Origin of the sequence: Plesiocystis pacifica SIR-1 (genome assembly GCF_000170895.1) — a bacterium.
Taxonomy (GTDB): Bacteria; Myxococcota_A; Polyangia; order Nannocystales; family Nannocystaceae; genus Plesiocystis; species Plesiocystis pacifica.
The window spans coordinates 7,501-22,608 of record NZ_ABCS01000137.1; the positions used below are offsets into that span (position 1 = coordinate 7,501).

The following is a 15,108-nucleotide window of genomic DNA, read 5'->3' on the forward strand; positions in this document are numbered from 1 at the left end:
GCCTTGGAAGATGGTCCTCCCAGCTTCAGACGAGATTCCACGTGCCTCGTCCTACTCGGGGTACTCCTAGGGCCGTCTTGGCTTTCGCATACGGGGCTGTCACCCTCTTTGGCCGGCCTTCCCAAGCCGTTCTGCTAACCTCCACGGTCCCACGTTGGAACCCCACAACCCCATCCGGTTGCCCGGATGGTTTGGGCTAGTCCGCGTTCGCTCGCCGCTACTTACGGAGTCTCTGTTGATGTCCTTTCCTGGGGGTACTTAGATGTTTCAGTTCCCCCCGTTGGCCTCACATGCCTATGTATTCAGCATGAGATAGTGAGCCATGACGCTCACTGGGTTTCCCCATTCGGATATTTACGGATCGACGCTCGAGTCCAGCTCCCCGTAACTTTTCGCAGGTATCCACGTCCTTCATCGCCTCCTGATGCCAAGGCATCCGCCGTGTGCCCTTTGTAGCTTGACCCTGCCTCTCCTTCTGGTCCGAGCTCTCGCTCGGCCTTCCAGAGGGCAAGTCTTTTTCGTAAACCCGTCTTCAGATGAGTCGGATCCGAGGTTCCTTTCGTCACCACGAACCTTACTTTGTTGCTCGAGTCCCTTTTTGTTTGAGACTCTTTGCGGATGCAGCCTCTGCTGCATCGACGGAAATGTGCTACTCGGTTTGATTGTCTCCTCGCGTTTCCCCTTTTACAGGGAGCGCGATTCGACGATCTTCCGGTGGTCTTGTTCGTCTATTTCGTTTTCAGGGAACATCCAGGTGGATGAACACCCCTGAAGACTGAAGAGTAGGGGGACCAAGAGACTTGCTAAATGTCCGCGGGTTTGACCTATGATTTGCTCGAACTCGAGGTCCGAGCATCTCCTAGAAAGGAGGTGATCCATCCCCACCTTCCGGTAGGGATACCTTGTTACGACTTCACCCCAGTCACCGATCACTCCTTGGTAAGCGCCCTCCCGAAGGTTAGGCTACCCACTTCTGGAGCAATCGACTCCCATGGTGTGACGGGCGGTGTGTACAAGGCCCGGGAACGTATTCACCGGAGCGTGCTGATCTCCGATTACTAGCGATTCCAGCTTCATGGAGTCGAGTTGCAGACTCCAATCCGAACTGAGATTGGTTTTTTGAGGTTAGCGTCCCCTCGCGGGCTAGCGACTCTTTGTACCAACCATTGTAGCACGTGTGTAGCCCTGGGCATGAGGGCCATGAGGACTTGACGTCATCCCCACCTTCCTCCGGTTTAGGCCGGCAGTACCGTCTGAGTTCCCAACTAAATGATGGCAACAGACGGCAGGGGTTGCGCTCGTTGCGGGACTTAACCCAACATCTCACGACACGAGCTGACGACAGCCATGCAGCACCTTCGCACGAATTCCCCGAAGGGCACTCCAGCTTTTGGGCCGGATTCTCGTGGACTTAACCCAGGTAAGGTTCTGCGCGTTGCGTCGAATTAAACCACATGCTCCACCGCTTGTGCGGGCCCCCGTCAATTCCTTTGAGTTTTAGTCTTGCGACCGTACTCCCCAGGCGGAGTGCTTAACGCGTTAGCTTCGGCACCGACGGGGTCATCCGCCGGCGCCTAGCACTCATCGTTTACGGCATGGACTACCAGGGTATCTAATCCTGTTCGCTCCCCATGCTTTCGCACCTCAGCGTCAATCATCGTCCAGGTCAGCGCTTCGCCACTGTGTCCTCCCGATATCTACGAATTTCACCTCTACACCGAGAATTCCTGACCCCTCCGAGATTCAAGCCAGGCAGTTTTGGATGCACTTCCTGGGTTGAGCCCAGGGCTTTCACATCCAACTTGCCAAGCCGCCTACGCGCGCTTTACGCCCAATGATTCCGAGCAACGTTTGCACCCTCCGTATTACCGCGGCTGCTGGCACGGAGTTAGCCGGTGCTTGCTAAAGGGATACCGTCAAGGCCAGCTCTTCACTGACTTTATTCTTCTCCCTCCACAGAGCTTTACGATCCGAAAACCTTCATCGCTCACGCGGCGTGGCTGCGTCAGGCTTTCGCCCATTGCGCAATATTCCCCACTGCTGCCTCCCGTAGGAGTCTGGACCGTGTCTCAGTTCCAGTGTGGCTGATCATCCTCTCAGACCAGCTACCCGTCTTAGCCTTGGTGAGCCATTACCTCACCAACTAGCTGATGGGACGCGGACCCGTCCCCCAGCGACCCTTGCGTGCCTTTCTCGAGGGAGCCTGACGACTCCCGCGACACATCTGGTATTAGCACCAGTTTCCCGGTGTTGTCCCAAACTGGGGGGTTGGTTATCCACGTGTTACGCACCCGTGCGCCACTTTCCACCCCGAAGGGCTTCTCGTTCGACTTGCATGTGTTAGGCCCGCCGCAAACGTTCGCTCTGAGCCAGGATCAAACTCTCCAGTTTGATTTGTGCTCGAGCTACCGATTGCCGGTTGCTCTTCGAGCCGTCGTCTCCGACGACTCGCATTTTTGGAATGTCGTCACGAACGGATGTTCGTGCGACGGGGTTCGTCAATCATTGCTGACTGACAATCCCGCGGACGGTCTCGAGTTTCGGCGTAGCGCTCGCGCGCCTGGCGCCTACCACTCGGACCTAGCGTCTCGTGGTCCGTGTTCCTGCTCTTCAGTTTTCAGGGAGCGTCATCCGTTCCGGGGGTCGCCGTTGCGTGTTCCGCTTGGGCGTCTCCGGTGCCGGGGCTGGGATCTCTAGGCTAGCCGGCGGCTGGGGTCAAGGGCTTTTGGAAAAAAAATCGGAGCCGCCCTAGCTCGTCGAATTCGGGCTTTCTGCGGCCACTGGCGCACAAGCATGCCGCTTCACGGTACGGCTGCGCCGAACGCGGATACGAAGTTATTTGTTTTTGACCTTTCGTTCTCAACCCTCGCGCAGCCGTGATCGGCGCGTTTGGCTCCGGGGTGTGAGTGGGGTCCGGGACCGAGCGCACGACGGGCTCGACGGAAGACACTCGGATCCGGGACGACCGATCGCCGCGACCGTGCGACAAGGGCGATCATGAGCTCGAAGTCGCGCGAGATCGAAGCTGGCACCGGCACAGGGGATCCCGGATCGGATCTTCGCTGGCCGACTTATGGCGCTGGACGGGGCATCACTCTGGAGGAGGCCGTGTTCGAAGCCGACCGTAGCAGCGCGCTGCGCCTCCGAGACAGCGAAGGTCGCGTGTACCTGGACGCGGTCGCAGGGATTGGTTGCGCAGTGCTCGGCCACGGCCACCGTCGCTGGGTCGATGCGATCTCCACGCAGCTGAGCAAGCTCGCGTCGGCGTCGAACACCTTCACCACCGGGCCGCAGCAGCGTCTGGCCGCCGCGCTCGCCGAGCGCTTCCCCGTCGACGACTGCCGGAGCTTCTTCGCCAACACCGGGACGGAGGCGACGGAGGCCGGGCTCAAGCTCGCGCTGCGGGCGACGGGCCGGGACGTGGTCGTGACCTGCGAGCGCGCCTTCCACGGGCGCACGATCGGCTCGATCGCGCTGACGGCCAACCCGAAGTACCGCGAGCCCTACGTGCGCTGCATGGGCGAGGACGCCTCGGGACGCTTTGCGACCATGAACGTGGTGCGCGTGGCCTTTGGCGACCTCGCGGCCCTCGAGGGGGTCTTCGCCGAGCTCGGGCCGCGCATCGCCGCCTTCTTCGTCGAGCCGATCCAGGGCGAGGGCGGGGTGTGGCCCGCGAGCAAGGCCTACCTCGTGGGCGCGCGGGAGCTGTGCGATCGCCACGGCGCGCTGCTCGGGGTCGACGAGATCCAGTGCGGCTTTGGACGGACCGGGGACTGGTCGGCGTGGGAGACGATCGTCGGGCGCGACGGCCCGCGGCCGGACATTCTGTGGCTGGCCAAGGCGATGGGCGGCGGCTTCCCGATCGGCGCGTGCCTGACCCGGGCGGAGCTCGCCGAGCACATGGGCCCGGGCACGCACGGGACGACCTTTGGCGGGAACCCTGCGGCTTGCGCGGCCGCCCTGGCGACCATCGAGGTCATCGAGACCGAAGGCCTGCTCGGCTCGGCTCGGGCCCAGCTGCCGACGCTGCAGCGCCTCGCCGAGGCCGAGCCCTGCGCGGAGGTCACGGACGTGCGCGGGCTCGGGGCGATGATCGGCGTGCAGCTCGGTGAGCTCGACGCGGGTCGGGCCGCGGCGATCACCCCCGCGCTCGCCGCGGCCGGGCTGCTCGCAACGACGCCGGGCGGACACACCGTGCGCCTGCTGCTTCCTTATGTCGCTGGCGAGGCCGAGCTGCTCGAGGCCTGGCGCGCGATCGCAACGGCTTGCGCCCAGACGCCGCGCTGACCCCCGCCCGCGTTGCGCTACCATCCCTCGCCATGGCTTTCCCTCGCGTTCGCCACGCCCTCCCCCTGGGCCTCGCGCTGCTCGGGCTCGCCTGTCAGACGGGCTCGACGAGCTCGCCGGGAGGCTCTCAGGCCGGGACGCCGATGGGCGAGCTCGCGGCCCTGCCCGAGCCTACGTACATCCCGGAGAAGTCCTGCCGGCAGGACTTCGCCCTCGGCGAGCCCGTCAAGCCCTTCCGCCTCGCCCGCGTCGATGGCCAGGCCGCGATCGCGCCCGAGGGTTACCGCGGCCGGGTGATGCTGCTGAACTTCTGGGGGACGTGGTGCAAGCCCTGCCTCGAGGAGCTGCCCAAGTTCGACGCGCTCTACCGCCGCTACCACGAGAGCGGGCTGACCCTGGTCGCCGTGGCCACGGACGAGGACGCGGCCCCGGTCGAGGCCTTCATCAACGAGCACAAGCTCGCGGCCCGGGTCGCCCTCGGCGGCGAGGATGCGGCCGGCGCCTACGAGCGGCCGAGCTTCCCCTTCTCCCTGGTCGTCGACGGGGAAGGCACGATCGTTGCGACCTACGAATTCGTCGACGAGACCTGCCTCGGCGAGCTCGAGCAGACGCTGCGGACCGAGCTCGCCAAGCTCTGACTGAGCTCGCCAAGCTCTGACCGCGCTGGCGCGCACCCGCGCTGGAGCGAATCGGCCGCTCGCGGGACCCGACCCGAGAATCCGCGAGCTTTTGCGGACGGTGGCCGCGCGGGCGTATCATGGTGCCATGCGCTTGCTCGTCGTCCCGATCGCTCTCGCCACGGTCACGCTGGTCCCGGCCGTCGCCGAGGCGAGCCCTTATGCCATTCAGTTGACCGCCCAGGATCTCCACCGCCTCGCGCCCGAAGACACGGCCGCGCCTGCCATGGACGGGGCCGCGCCGGCGCCAGAGCCCGCAGCAGAGCCCGCGCCCGCAGCCGAGCCCACGGCTCCGGCAGAGGAGCCGGCTCCAGCAGATGGCGCAGCCGAGGAGCCGCCCGCGCCCGAGGTCGACCCGACCATGGGCGACCCCACGGAGGTCGAGGCTCCCGAAGAGGGTGAGGGCGAGGAAGGCCTCGAGGACGCGCTCGCCTCGGGCAAGAAGGGTGACTTCAACGCCAACGCCATCGGCATCAACGGCGGCATCCACCTGGTCCCCTCCTACTTCCTCAACGCGGCCCTGGCCAGCTACGCCAACTCCCTGTGCCGCGACCAGCCGGGCAACTGGGGCGAGCAAAACGGACTCGTCAAGGTCGACGGCTGCAACTTCTACTTCAACGGCGGCTACACCCGACGCGTCACCCGGGCCTTCGACGTCACCGTCAACCTCGGCTACCTGCACATCAACCCGCCCGACTCGCTGTGGCTCGACAACGGTGAGTGGGACCGCGACAGCTGCACCGAGAACGACAACAGCCCCGGCAGCCAGTGTGACATCGGCGCGGCGGACTACACCCGCATCGACCTGCGGATGTTCACCGCGGAGGTCAACTTTACCGGCCGCGGCACCCTCTACCGCAACGACGAGGTCGAGATTCAGCTCGGCGGCGGCGGTGGCATCGGCGTGGGCGTGCTGGTCGGCGACGGCATCTTGCTGACGCCGCTCGGGCCCGAGCCCGGCTCGGTCAACGGCGACACCTGCAACACCCTCGAGGACACGGCCGACTTCACCAAGTGCACGCCGCGCTACTACGACGAGAACAACCACCCCGGCGCGCGCGTGGACGTCGACGACAACGGCGGCATGGCGCCCAACGGGCAGATCTCGACGAACTCGAGCTTCGCCAGCTGCGGCCGGGACCAGTGCGACCTGTCCGACCTCGAGGCCTTCGGCACCACCGAGGACGGCTTCACCTGGCCCGCCTACCCGATCATCAACATCTACGGCAGCTTCCGGATGATCGTGAAGGACACCTTCGGCATCACCATCGACGGTGGCATCAAGGACGGCTTCTTCTTCGGCGGCGGGATGCAGTACTACTTCGGCGGCGGCGGCAAGGATAAGTAGGCCGCCGGGCCCTCGAGCCCTCGAGCACAAAAGGCGTCGGGCTGACCCCCTACAGGGAGGTCAGCCCGATGTTGTGCGCACGCAAATCGCGGGAGGAGTGAGAGAGGAGCGAGAGCGGAGAGCGAAGGAGCGAGAGCAGCGTCCGAACAGAGCGGGGGGCAGCGTGCGCGGCGACACCATCACACCTTCCCCGGCACAGGTCAATTGTTTGGCATTTGCGCGCCGTTGGTGAGCTCCATCGAACCAAAAATTCACGCCCCCGTGCCGTGACCCATCGATACGGCGCGGGGGCGCGAGCTCCCAGGGGAGCGCAGCTTGGCCTCAGTCGGCGTCTGCGCTCGGCTCCTCTGCGGGGGCTTCGGTCGTCTCGGGCTCGCTCGTGACCTCCGGCCCTGCCGTGACCTCCGGCTCGCCCGCGGCCTCGGGCTCTGCCGTGACCTCGGGCTCTGCCGTGACCTCCGGCTCTGCCGTGACCTCCGGCTCGCTCGTGGCCTCGGGCTTGCCCGACTCCGAGGTGCTCTCGACCAGCTTCTCGGCCGCGCTGCGACTGCTCCGCGGATCGCGGGGCTCGGCCGAGCGCTCGACTCGGCAGGCGTCACACATGCGATCGAGCGGCACCTGATCCGGGTCGTCGTTTGGCGTGAGCGTCATACCCGGCACGTAGACCCAAGTGCCCTCGCAAGCGGCCACCTGACAGGGCATGACCTCGGCGCCCTCGGGCAGCTGCACCCCAGAGGCCGAGCCGAGGGTGAACTGGCTGCGCGTGCACTCCTCGCACAGACGGATCGGATCCTGCGTCCGGCCCGCGAGGAAGTCCTGGAGCTGCGCGCCGGTCTTGTACATCCACGTGATCTCGCACTCGGGACGCCCGCAGACCACGGCGCGATCCGGATGCGCGCGGACGAAGTCGACGCAGGACCGACACATGCGCCGCGGCGGGCGAGGCAGCTCGGTGACCTCGCCCTCTTGCTTGTCGAGCTTGGCCCACGCCTTGAGCTGCTCCTCGCCGTTCCACGACCAGCTGTCCGCGCAGCCGTGAACCTTGCAAGGCACGTCGATGGGGCCGAGGTGCTGGAGGCGCTGGATGCAGCGCTCGCACAGCTTCTCCGGCGGCCCGTCGGAGACCTTGCGCCGACGCTTGCGACGGCGACGACGCTTCTTCTTGGCCTCGCCTGCGTCGGCTTCCTTGGCCTCGGTCTCTGGTGCTTCGGGAGCCTCTTCCGCGTCTGCCTTCGGCGCTTTTGCCTCGGCCGCCTCGGCGTCGGGAGCCTCGGCGTCTGCCCCGGGAGCGTCTGCCTCGGGAGCCTCCGGCTCGCTCTTTGCCTCGACCGCCGGCTCGCTCGGAGCTTCAAGCGCGGGCGCTTCGCTCGAGGCCTCGGCCGCGGGCGTCTCGCTCGAAGCCTCGGCCGCGGGCGCCTCGCTCGGGGCCTCGACCTCACCGGCTGGAGTCTCGGTCTCGGTCTCGGTCTCGGTCTCGCTCTCGGGCGCCTCGGTCTTGGCTTCGACCTCACCGGCCGAGCCTCGCCTGCGTCGGCTTCGTCGCCGGCGAACCTCGGTCTGCTCGGGTGCAGCCTCGGCCTGAACCTCCGCCGTCTCTCCGACCTCCGCCGCCTCTTCCGACTCGGCCTTGGCCATCTGTCGACGCGCCCAGCTCCGGTGGCGCAGCTGAGCCGAACGCGTCCACGTCCAGGTCAGGTCGCACTCCGAGATCTTGCAGCTGACCTGCGTATCCTCGGTCTGCTTCTCCTCGTCGAAGCAGCTCTGGCACAGGCGCCGCGGGGTCTTGAGCGGGCCGTCGGTCTTCTCGCGCTGCCACAGCTGGGCCGAGCGCGTCCACAGCCAGGTCTTGTCGCACCACGAGTTGCGGCACGCGATCTGCTTGTCTTCGATGCCCTCGAATTCGGCGAGACAGTCGCTACACATCCGCTTGGGCGGGGGTTTGCCCAGGGATCGGATCTGCTGCGAGCCGTACCAGGTCCAGGTTTTTTCGCAGCCCGCAATCCGGCACGGCATCTCCCGATCGGCGACGCCGGCGAACAGCCCCGCGGTCAGCGGTTGCTCGCTCCGACGCTCGTTTCGGTCGCGCTTTTTCCGGTTGCCCTTGCGCTCGCCACCTCGGCGACCGCCTTCGCGGGGGCGGTCATCGCCGCCAGCGCCGCCATCGCGACGCTTGCCCCGACGACGACCCTTGCGGTCGCCGTCGTTCCTGTCCTGGCCCTTGCGCCCCGCGTCCTCACCCTTGGCCTTGGCCTTGGTTTTGGAATCTGTGGAGGTCTCAGCCATCGGCCGAGTATCCGTCCACTGGCCGCCAAGATCTAGTCTGACCCGCCGATCGGGTGGACGCGAGGAACGTCATGCCGCGGGAATGGACCCCAAAGGCGGGGACTTGGAAACCGGCACGCTGGTCAAAGTGGTCTATACTGACGCGCGCCAGCGCAGGAGTACCCCATGGCCCTCGGACTCATTCTTCTCGCAACCGCCGTTGGTGGTGGAACCTACCTCTACGCCAAGTCCAAGCAGGCCACGACGGGAACCGCAGCGGTCGCAGGGGCTGCAACTGGCGCAGGGGCCGCTGGTGCCGTCCTCCTCGTCCAGGCGGCCCTCCCGATCCTGATCGTCGCCGGCATCATCGGCCTGCCGGCTGCGGGCATCTACTACATCGGCAAGGCCCGCGGCGAGCGCAAGGCCCTCGGCCCTGGTCGTAGGGACTACTGACGAGCCTGCTCCTCGAGCGGGGAGCTCAGAGCACCAAGCGCGCGTAGTAGTAGACCAGCGGGGCGACGAACAAGAGGGCGTCGACGCGGTCGAGCATCCCGCCGTGGCCCGGGAGGATGTTCCCGCTGTCCTTGACCCCGAAGGTCCGCTTGATCATCGACTCGACCAGGTCGCCGGCCTGGCCGAGCATGCTGCCGACCACGCCCAAGATCACCGCGTGCAAGATGGGGATGTCCTTGGCGAGCCAAAAGGTCCCCATGCCGACCATCGCCGCGACGCCGCCCAAGAGCCCGCCGATCGAGCCCTCGACGGTCTTTTTGGGGCTCACGGCCTCGTAGAGCTTGCGCTTGCCGAAGGCTCGCCCAGCAAAGTACGCGCCCGTGTCCGAAGAAAAGGCGAGGGCCACGGCCAGGAACAGCCACTCGGGGCCGAGCTCTTTCTTGAGCAGGGGCCACACGCACGCGAGCATCGGGACGTAGACGAGGCCGCCGAGGACCACGGCGAGGTGGCGCCCGGCGTCGGCCAGCTCGCGCTTGCGGAGCAGCACGGCGATGGCCAGGGCGATGGCGCCAGCGGCCAACAGGGGGGCCATCGCGGTCTGGGTGCCGTAGAGGGTGTTGCCGATGACCACCCCGGCGTTGACGAGGCCAAACACCGCGCGCAGGCCGAGGGCGCGGTCCCGGCCCTTGGTCTCGGGCGTCACGCCCAGGCTCATGCGCACGAACTCGTCGCCGGCGAAGAAGATCGCGGCGACGGCGATGCACGGGAAGGAGATGTTTGTCGGGTCGAAGAAGAACGAGAAGACCAACAGGGGGATGGCCACGAGGGCCGTCAGCAGACGCTGGCCGAGGTTGCCAATCTTCTTGGCCTCGGCGCCCTGCTCGGGATCGGGCTGATCGGTCATCCCCGGCTCCTAGTGACCCGGCTCCGGCAGCGGATCGCCGACCTCGGCCAGGCTGTCGGCGATGCTCGGCAAGCCCGAGTCCCGCGTGGCCACCTGCTTGCGCGCCTCGATCTGCGCCGAGGTCATGCCGAAGCGGCGCTCCCGACCGGCGTAGTCGCGCAGCGCCGACCACAGGTCCGTCTCGCCGAAGTCTGGCCACAACACCGGGCTGAAGTGCAGCTCGGCGTAGGCGACCTCCCACAGGAAGAAGTTCGACACGCGCCGCTCGCCGCTGGTGCGGATCAGCAGATCCAGGGACGGCAGCATGGAGCTCGAAGGCATGTAACTGCCGATCAGGTCGGGGTCGATGGCCTCGGGGTCGAGGTCGCCCCGCGCGACCGCGCGCGCGATGTCCCGCGTGGCCGCCGCGATGGACTCGCGCCCGCCGTAGCTCAGGGCCAGGCACAGCACCATGCCGCGGTTGTCGGCCGAAGCCTCCATGAGCTCGGCGAGGGGCCGGAGCACCATCCGCGGCAGACGCTCGATCTCGCCGACGGTGACCAGGCGAATGTCGTTGTCGAGGATCTCCGAGCGCTCCTCGATGAGGTAGCGACGCAGGAGGTGCATCAGGTGGAGCACCTCCCGAGGTGGGCGGGCCCAGTTTTGGCTCGAGAAGGCGTAGAGGGTCAGGGCGTCGAGGCCGATGCGTCGGCTCGCGCGGACGATCTCCCGAACGGCGTCCGCCCCCTTGCTGTGGCCCTGCTCTCGCCGCAAGCCGCGCTCGGCAGCCCACCGGCCGTTGCCGTCCATGATGATGCCGACGTGTCGCGGCAGCCGCTTTGGCGAGTTCGGCATTCGAGGGATGGCAGATACCACGGGGTCTCAGCCTCGTCCACGCGCCCTCCGGCCGCCCCGAGGCCAATGCACGGGCCCGTCACGGGCGTGCAAGATGGGTGAAGGCCGAGTTTTCGACCGCTGCAGCCGACTTTTTGGTCTTTCGACGAATTGGCCTGGCTCGCGACGCACGTTCACGGGCCCCCGCGGCTGCACGAAATTTCCACGGACGGGGCAGCGCGGTGGACCTAGAGATCTACCGATCCCTGGACCCTGGCCAGGTTTCACGCCTCGACCGGCGGGACGGGGAGGTAGAGCGAAGCAAGCTGCGCAGCCTCGCGCCTTGCCGCCCACCACGCGCCAGCATAGACTCGAATTCGGCCTTTGGGCTCCTTCGACGCACCCATGATTTCATGGCCCGAGAGCGCGCCCAAACGCGGCAAACCAGCAGACGGGCGGACCCCCGTGGGCCTGGCCTCGAGTCGGGAATGCGCCGCCGCGGCGCGTCGTTTCCAGCCGACCCCGGCCAGGGCACACTCGCCCACGAGCACCCCACCATGAGTTCGAGCGTCGAAACCGTCGAGATGATGCTGCTACGCAGCGAAGCCGCCCATGACCTCCTGGCCCACGGCACCTGGGTCGTCGAGCTCGACAACGCTCGACGATCCAAGATCGTGGTCAAGGTCGACGACCCGATCGTGCTGTTCTCGGTCCCCCTCGGCGTGATGCGCGAGGACCTCGAGGACCGCGAGGGGCTGTTCCGGGCCCTGCTCGAGTTCAACTTCGACCTGATGCACGCGGCCTACTCGCTGCACGGCCAGCGCGTGATGCTCTCGGGCGCGCTCGAGACCGAGAACCTCGACGAGAACGAATTCCGAGCGGTCATGGACGACATCGCCATGGCCCTCGACCAACACCTCGACACCTTGACGCGCTGGCAGCTGGGCGCTGCCGCGGCGACCCCGGAGGCCTGAGACCATGGGACTGTTTGGACGACTCGGCACCCTGATCCGCTCGAACATCAACGAGCTGATCAACCGCGCTGAAGACCCGGAGAAGATGCTCAACCAAGTCCTCGTGGACATGAAGGGGCAGCTCGTCGAGGCCAAGAAGCAGGTCGCCGTCGCGATCGCCGACGAGAAGCGGATCAAAAAGCAGTACGAGCAAGAGCTCGCCAAGGCCGCGAGCTGGGAGAAGAAGGCCATGCTCGCGGTCCGGGCGGGCAACGACGAGCTCGCCAAGGCCGCCCTGGCCCGCAAGACCGACCACGACGAGCTCGCGGCCAACTTCAAGGAGCAGTGGGAGGCGCAAAAGCAGAGCGTCGAGCAGCTCAAGGAGGCGCTGCGCGGCCTCGATCAGAAGATCGAAGAGGCCAAGCGCAAGCGCAACATCCTCGTCTCCCGGCAAAAGCGCGCCCAGGCCCAAGCGACCATCAACAAGACCCTGTCGCAGCTCAACTCGAGCGACTCCTACGACAGCACCTTCGCGCGCATGGACGAGCGGGTCACCCAGCTCGAGGCCGAGGCCGAGGCCTCGATGGAGCTCGGGGCCCTGCCCGAGACCTCGCTCGAGTCCCAGTTCAAGGCCCTCGAGGCCGGCTCGGGCGTCGACGACGAGCTCGAGGCCCTCAAGCAAAAGATGGCCCTGACCACGGGCAGCTCGGCCCAAAAGGCGATCGGCTCCAACGACGCGCCCACGCCTCCGCCGGCCGACGCCGATCCGGGCCCCACGGCTGAGGACCTGGGTCTCGACGGCGACGAGCCCGACCTCGACGACGCCCAGGCGGCGCAGGTCGACGCCCAGCTCGAAGAGCTCAAGCGCAAGCTCAGCGGCGGCTGACTGCTTTGCCCCCACAGGCGCTTGGGACCGGGGCGCTTCGTCGCTCCGCTCCTTCGATCTCCTGCCAGACCCGAGGGCGCCACCAGGCGTTGCCTCGGGTTCATGGCTTCCCCCTGGCTGACCCACGCCCTGCGCCTGTCCGCCCTCGCCCTGCTGGCCGGCTGTAGCTGCGAGCACCGCGGGCACGAAGAGGCCTCGAGCGCGCCCCAGCCCACCGTCGTGGCCCCGAGCCAGGCCTCGATGCTCGCCGCCCGGGCCGAGCTCGAGCGCGCGCCGGTCCAGACCATCGAGCCGGTGCCCCTGGTCGAGGTCGAGATCCCCGAGCCTCCGCCCCCGCCCTTCGCCGGCCGCGAGCAGGTGAGCGTCGAAGAGCTGCTCGAGGCCATGAAGGCCGAGCTCCCGGCCCTCGCCGAATCCGAGGCCCTGCGCGCGGACTACGAGGCCTTCCGCGCCGCCTTCGAGCTCGAGCACAGCGAGGCCCTCTACCTCGACTTCGTCCGGGTCAGCCTGGCCTTCGAGGCCACCCGCGACGGCGGCTGGTGGGGGCTGCAGTGGAAGATCACCAACGAGCAGCCCAACTCCGAGAAGATCTGGGCGCAGTGGCGAGCCCTCGAGCTCGCCTGGCCCGAGGACGGCGGCGCCCCCGAGCTGCCCCCGACCACCGCCATCGCCGAGTGCGACGAGCTGTCCGCCCTGTTCGCCTTCTTCGCCCGCCGCCTGGGCCTGAGCCGCGACTCCCACGTGGGGCTGTTTTGGCCCACGGGCAACCACGTCGTCGCCGTGTGGATCGTCGACGCCCGCAGCGAGGACCCGACCCGCGTCGTCATCCCGACCACGCAGATCTTCCTCGAGGCCGACGCGACCTTGGGCGACCGGGGCTTCAACCCCTGGAAGCAGCGCACCATCTACGACTACCGCCGCCAGGACATCCCCGCCGACGCGACCTTGCCCGGGCCGCTGGCGAGCTACTTCATCGCCCAGGTCCGCCAGCACGGCGACGCCTCCCAGGCCGAGCAGCTCGAGCGCATGAACGAACGCATGAACCTGCAGATGGAGGGCTGAGCCGGCCTCAGGGACTGTCCATTTTAGCCGTCGTGCGACGCAACGCCCTCCCTGCCCCACGTCCACGACTCATTTTAGCCGTCGTGGACGACGCCACGCCCTCCCTGCCCCACGTCCACGACTCATTTTAGCCGTCGTGGACGACGCCACGCCCTCCCTGCCCCACGTCCACGACTCAGGGGCTGTCAACGAATCCACGCCCCCGCCCGCGGGGGCGACCACCAGCCTTCTCGAAGGCACGAACCCCATTGCCCACCAAGCCATAGCGGAGGAGCGGATAGCGACGAAGCGCCCCCGGTCTTCAGATGCCTGTGGGGGCAGAACAGAACTCAGCGCTCCGCGCCGTTGTCGACGTGGACCACTCGACGACCGGCGAGCTCCCGCTGCGTCGGCGGCTCCCACAGGTCGCTCGCCATCTCGAACACCTCTGGCGAGACGGCCATGGAGAAGGTCGAGCCGCGCGTCGCGTTGCGCCGGGCCACGCGCTCGCGCCGTCGCTCGCGGGGCGCGTCGACGAGGTGCAGGGTCACGTCGAAGGGCGAGCGATCGAGCTGAGCGAGGAAGGCCCGCCGCGGCAGGGCGCGGACCAGGCCGAGCTCGAGCACCACGTCGGTCCCCGTCCGCCCCACATCCTGGGCGACGACCCAGATCATCTCGACGCAACGCTCCGCCCGCTCCGTGTACCAGGGCACGAGCGCGTCGGGGGCCGCCGGTCGATCGGGGGCGAACAGCCGCACCATCCAGTCGTCGAGGTCGAAAGCCACGGCGCCGTGCGCTTCGCACAGGCGCTGAGCCAGGGTGGACTTACCCGCACCGACAGGGCCGAGCAGCAGATGGATGGCTCCCACCTGCCTCATCTAGCACGTCCGGCTACTGGCCACGGCGACCGACCCAAGCCGAGCAACCAACGGTTGCTGCCAGTCGGGCAACCAGCGGCCACAGCCGGCCGAGCAACCAGCGGCCACAGCCGGCCGAGCAACCAGCGGCCACAGCCGGCCGAGCAACCAGCGGCCACAGCCGGCCGAGCAACCAGCGGCCACAGCCGGCCGAGCAACCAGCGGCCACAGCCGGCCGAGCAACCAACGGCCCCTGCCAGCCCAAACAACCAACGGCCCCTGCCAGCCCAAACAACCAACGGCCCGAACAGGGCCGGGCATGGGGAGGGGGCCCCGTGACGGGTCCGCCCGCACCGGGGGGAGGATTTGATGCGCTGGGTGTTTAGAGCAGTTAACGCGTGGAGCTAACCAGTACTAATGAGCCGTTCGGCTTGGCCCGAATAAGTCTGTAGACCCGTCTTGGGTAGCAGTCGGATTCGAGGTTCCGAGCGACACACGCCTTACACGGAAATGTGCAAGTTGAAAGCTACCGTGGATTCTCCCGCTGTCCTGGAAAGGACAGTGCGCGGAGAGTCTGACGTACTCGGTCGCCCGGTAGGCGCTAGCTCTTTGGAGCTGTCGAGCCTA

Annotated in this window: 11 protein-coding genes and 2 rRNA genes (1 of these 13 only partly in view); 7 read left to right on the forward strand and 6 right to left on the reverse strand. The window is 67.1% G+C overall.

Features of this window, described 5'->3' with window-relative positions; all coding sequences use genetic code 11:
* Both PPSIR1_RS37600 and PPSIR1_RS37605 read right to left on the reverse strand, forming a co-directional pair.
* Positions 1-463: ribosomal RNA gene (locus tag PPSIR1_RS37600) — 23S ribosomal RNA — on the reverse strand (it extends 2,472 nt beyond the left edge of the window).
* Positions 464-863: 400 nt separating this feature from the next.
* Positions 864-2,391, reverse strand: a 16S ribosomal RNA gene (locus tag PPSIR1_RS37605).
* Together the 16S and 23S rRNA genes form the textbook arrangement of a ribosomal RNA operon.
* A gap of 717 nt (positions 2,392-3,108) precedes the next feature.
* Here PPSIR1_RS37605 and PPSIR1_RS37610 point away from each other — a divergent pair.
* The 3 genes from PPSIR1_RS37610 to PPSIR1_RS37620 all read left to right on the forward strand — a co-directional run bounded on the left by PPSIR1_RS37610 (position 3,109) and on the right by PPSIR1_RS37620 (position 6,312).
* On the forward strand, positions 3,109-4,287 hold the full coding sequence (locus tag PPSIR1_RS37610) for an aspartate aminotransferase family protein (protein WP_006976524.1): 1,179 nt from the start codon (positions 3,109-3,111) through the stop codon (positions 4,285-4,287).
* Positions 4,288-4,319: 32 nt separating this feature from the next.
* Entirely contained in the window at positions 4,320-4,925 is a 606-nt protein-coding gene (locus PPSIR1_RS37615) for a TlpA family protein disulfide reductase (protein ID WP_045117540.1), read from the forward strand.
* A gap of 127 nt (positions 4,926-5,052) precedes the next feature.
* The gene (locus PPSIR1_RS37620) at positions 5,053-6,312 is read left to right on the forward strand and encodes a hypothetical protein (RefSeq protein ID WP_006976526.1); all 1,260 of its coding nucleotides are present in this window, start codon (positions 5,053-5,055) and stop codon (positions 6,310-6,312) included.
* 321 nt (positions 6,313-6,633) lie between these two features.
* On the opposite strand, the gene PPSIR1_RS44995 is transcribed toward PPSIR1_RS37620, so the two are convergent.
* Entirely contained in the window at positions 6,634-8,595 is a 1,962-nt protein-coding gene (locus PPSIR1_RS44995; RefSeq protein ID WP_006976527.1) for a hypothetical protein, read from the reverse strand.
* A 165-nt stretch (positions 8,596-8,760) separates the two neighbouring features.
* Between PPSIR1_RS44995 and PPSIR1_RS37630 the strand changes: the two genes are divergently transcribed.
* Complete coding sequence (locus tag PPSIR1_RS37630) at positions 8,761-9,027, forward strand: hypothetical protein (RefSeq protein WP_006976528.1); 267 nt, start codon at positions 8,761-8,763, stop codon at positions 9,025-9,027.
* A gap of 25 nt (positions 9,028-9,052) precedes the next feature.
* On the opposite strand, the gene PPSIR1_RS37635 is transcribed toward PPSIR1_RS37630, so the two are convergent.
* Positions 9,053-9,931 carry a phosphatidate cytidylyltransferase gene (locus PPSIR1_RS37635; protein ID WP_006976529.1) on the reverse strand — a complete coding sequence of 293 codons (879 nt, stop codon included), beginning with the start codon at positions 9,929-9,931 and terminating at the stop codon, positions 9,053-9,055.
* 9 nt (positions 9,932-9,940) lie between these two features.
* Complete coding sequence (uppS, locus tag PPSIR1_RS37640) at positions 9,941-10,765, reverse strand: polyprenyl diphosphate synthase (RefSeq protein ID WP_006976530.1); 825 nt, start codon at positions 10,763-10,765, stop codon at positions 9,941-9,943.
* A 536-nt stretch (positions 10,766-11,301) separates the two neighbouring features.
* Here uppS and PPSIR1_RS37645 point away from each other — a divergent pair.
* The 3 genes from PPSIR1_RS37645 to PPSIR1_RS37655 all read left to right on the forward strand — a co-directional run bounded on the left by PPSIR1_RS37645 (position 11,302) and on the right by PPSIR1_RS37655 (position 13,645).
* A complete protein-coding gene (locus PPSIR1_RS37645; RefSeq protein ID WP_045117545.1) occupies positions 11,302-11,718 on the forward strand; it encodes a type III secretion system chaperone family protein in 417 nt (138 codons plus the stop codon).
* Positions 11,719-11,722: 4 nt separating this feature from the next.
* Positions 11,723-12,583: a PspA/IM30 family protein gene (locus PPSIR1_RS37650; RefSeq protein WP_006976532.1), complete on the forward strand. Its 861-nt coding sequence runs from the start codon at positions 11,723-11,725 to the stop codon at positions 12,581-12,583.
* 102 nt (positions 12,584-12,685) lie between these two features.
* A complete protein-coding gene (locus tag PPSIR1_RS37655; protein WP_006976533.1) occupies positions 12,686-13,645 on the forward strand; it encodes a hypothetical protein in 960 nt (319 codons plus the stop codon).
* Positions 13,646-13,974: 329 nt separating this feature from the next.
* Here the strand turns inward: PPSIR1_RS37655 and PPSIR1_RS37660 are convergent, their stop codons facing one another.
* On the reverse strand, positions 13,975-14,502 hold the full coding sequence (locus PPSIR1_RS37660; RefSeq protein ID WP_045117541.1) for a P-loop nucleotide/nucleoside kinase family protein: 528 nt from the start codon (positions 14,500-14,502) through the stop codon (positions 13,975-13,977).
* Between the last annotated feature and the right edge of the window lie 606 nt (positions 14,503-15,108).

Coding starts and splice junctions, on each gene's coding strand:
- PPSIR1_RS37615 (WP_045117540.1), top strand. CDS start 4,320: ATGGCTTTCCCTCGCGTTCGCCACGCCCTCCCCCTGGGCCTCGCGCTG.
- PPSIR1_RS37620 (WP_006976526.1), top strand. CDS start 5,053: ATGCGCTTGCTCGTCGTCCCGATCGCTCTCGCCACGGTCACGCTGGTC.
- PPSIR1_RS44995 (WP_006976527.1), bottom strand. CDS start 8,595: ATGGCTGAGACCTCCACAGATTCCAAAACCAAGGCCAAGGCCAAGGGT.
- PPSIR1_RS37630 (WP_006976528.1), top strand. CDS start 8,761: ATGGCCCTCGGACTCATTCTTCTCGCAACCGCCGTTGGTGGTGGAACC.
- PPSIR1_RS37635 (WP_006976529.1), bottom strand. CDS start 9,931: ATGACCGATCAGCCCGATCCCGAGCAGGGCGCCGAGGCCAAGAAGATT.
- uppS (WP_006976530.1), bottom strand. CDS start 10,765: ATGCCGAACTCGCCAAAGCGGCTGCCGCGACACGTCGGCATCATCATG.
- PPSIR1_RS37645 (WP_045117545.1), top strand. CDS start 11,302: ATGAGTTCGAGCGTCGAAACCGTCGAGATGATGCTGCTACGCAGCGAA.
- PPSIR1_RS37650 (WP_006976532.1), top strand. CDS start 11,723: ATGGGACTGTTTGGACGACTCGGCACCCTGATCCGCTCGAACATCAAC.
- PPSIR1_RS37655 (WP_006976533.1), top strand. CDS start 12,686: ATGGCTTCCCCCTGGCTGACCCACGCCCTGCGCCTGTCCGCCCTCGCC.
- PPSIR1_RS37660 (WP_045117541.1), bottom strand. CDS start 14,502: ATGAGGCAGGTGGGAGCCATCCATCTGCTGCTCGGCCCTGTCGGTGCG.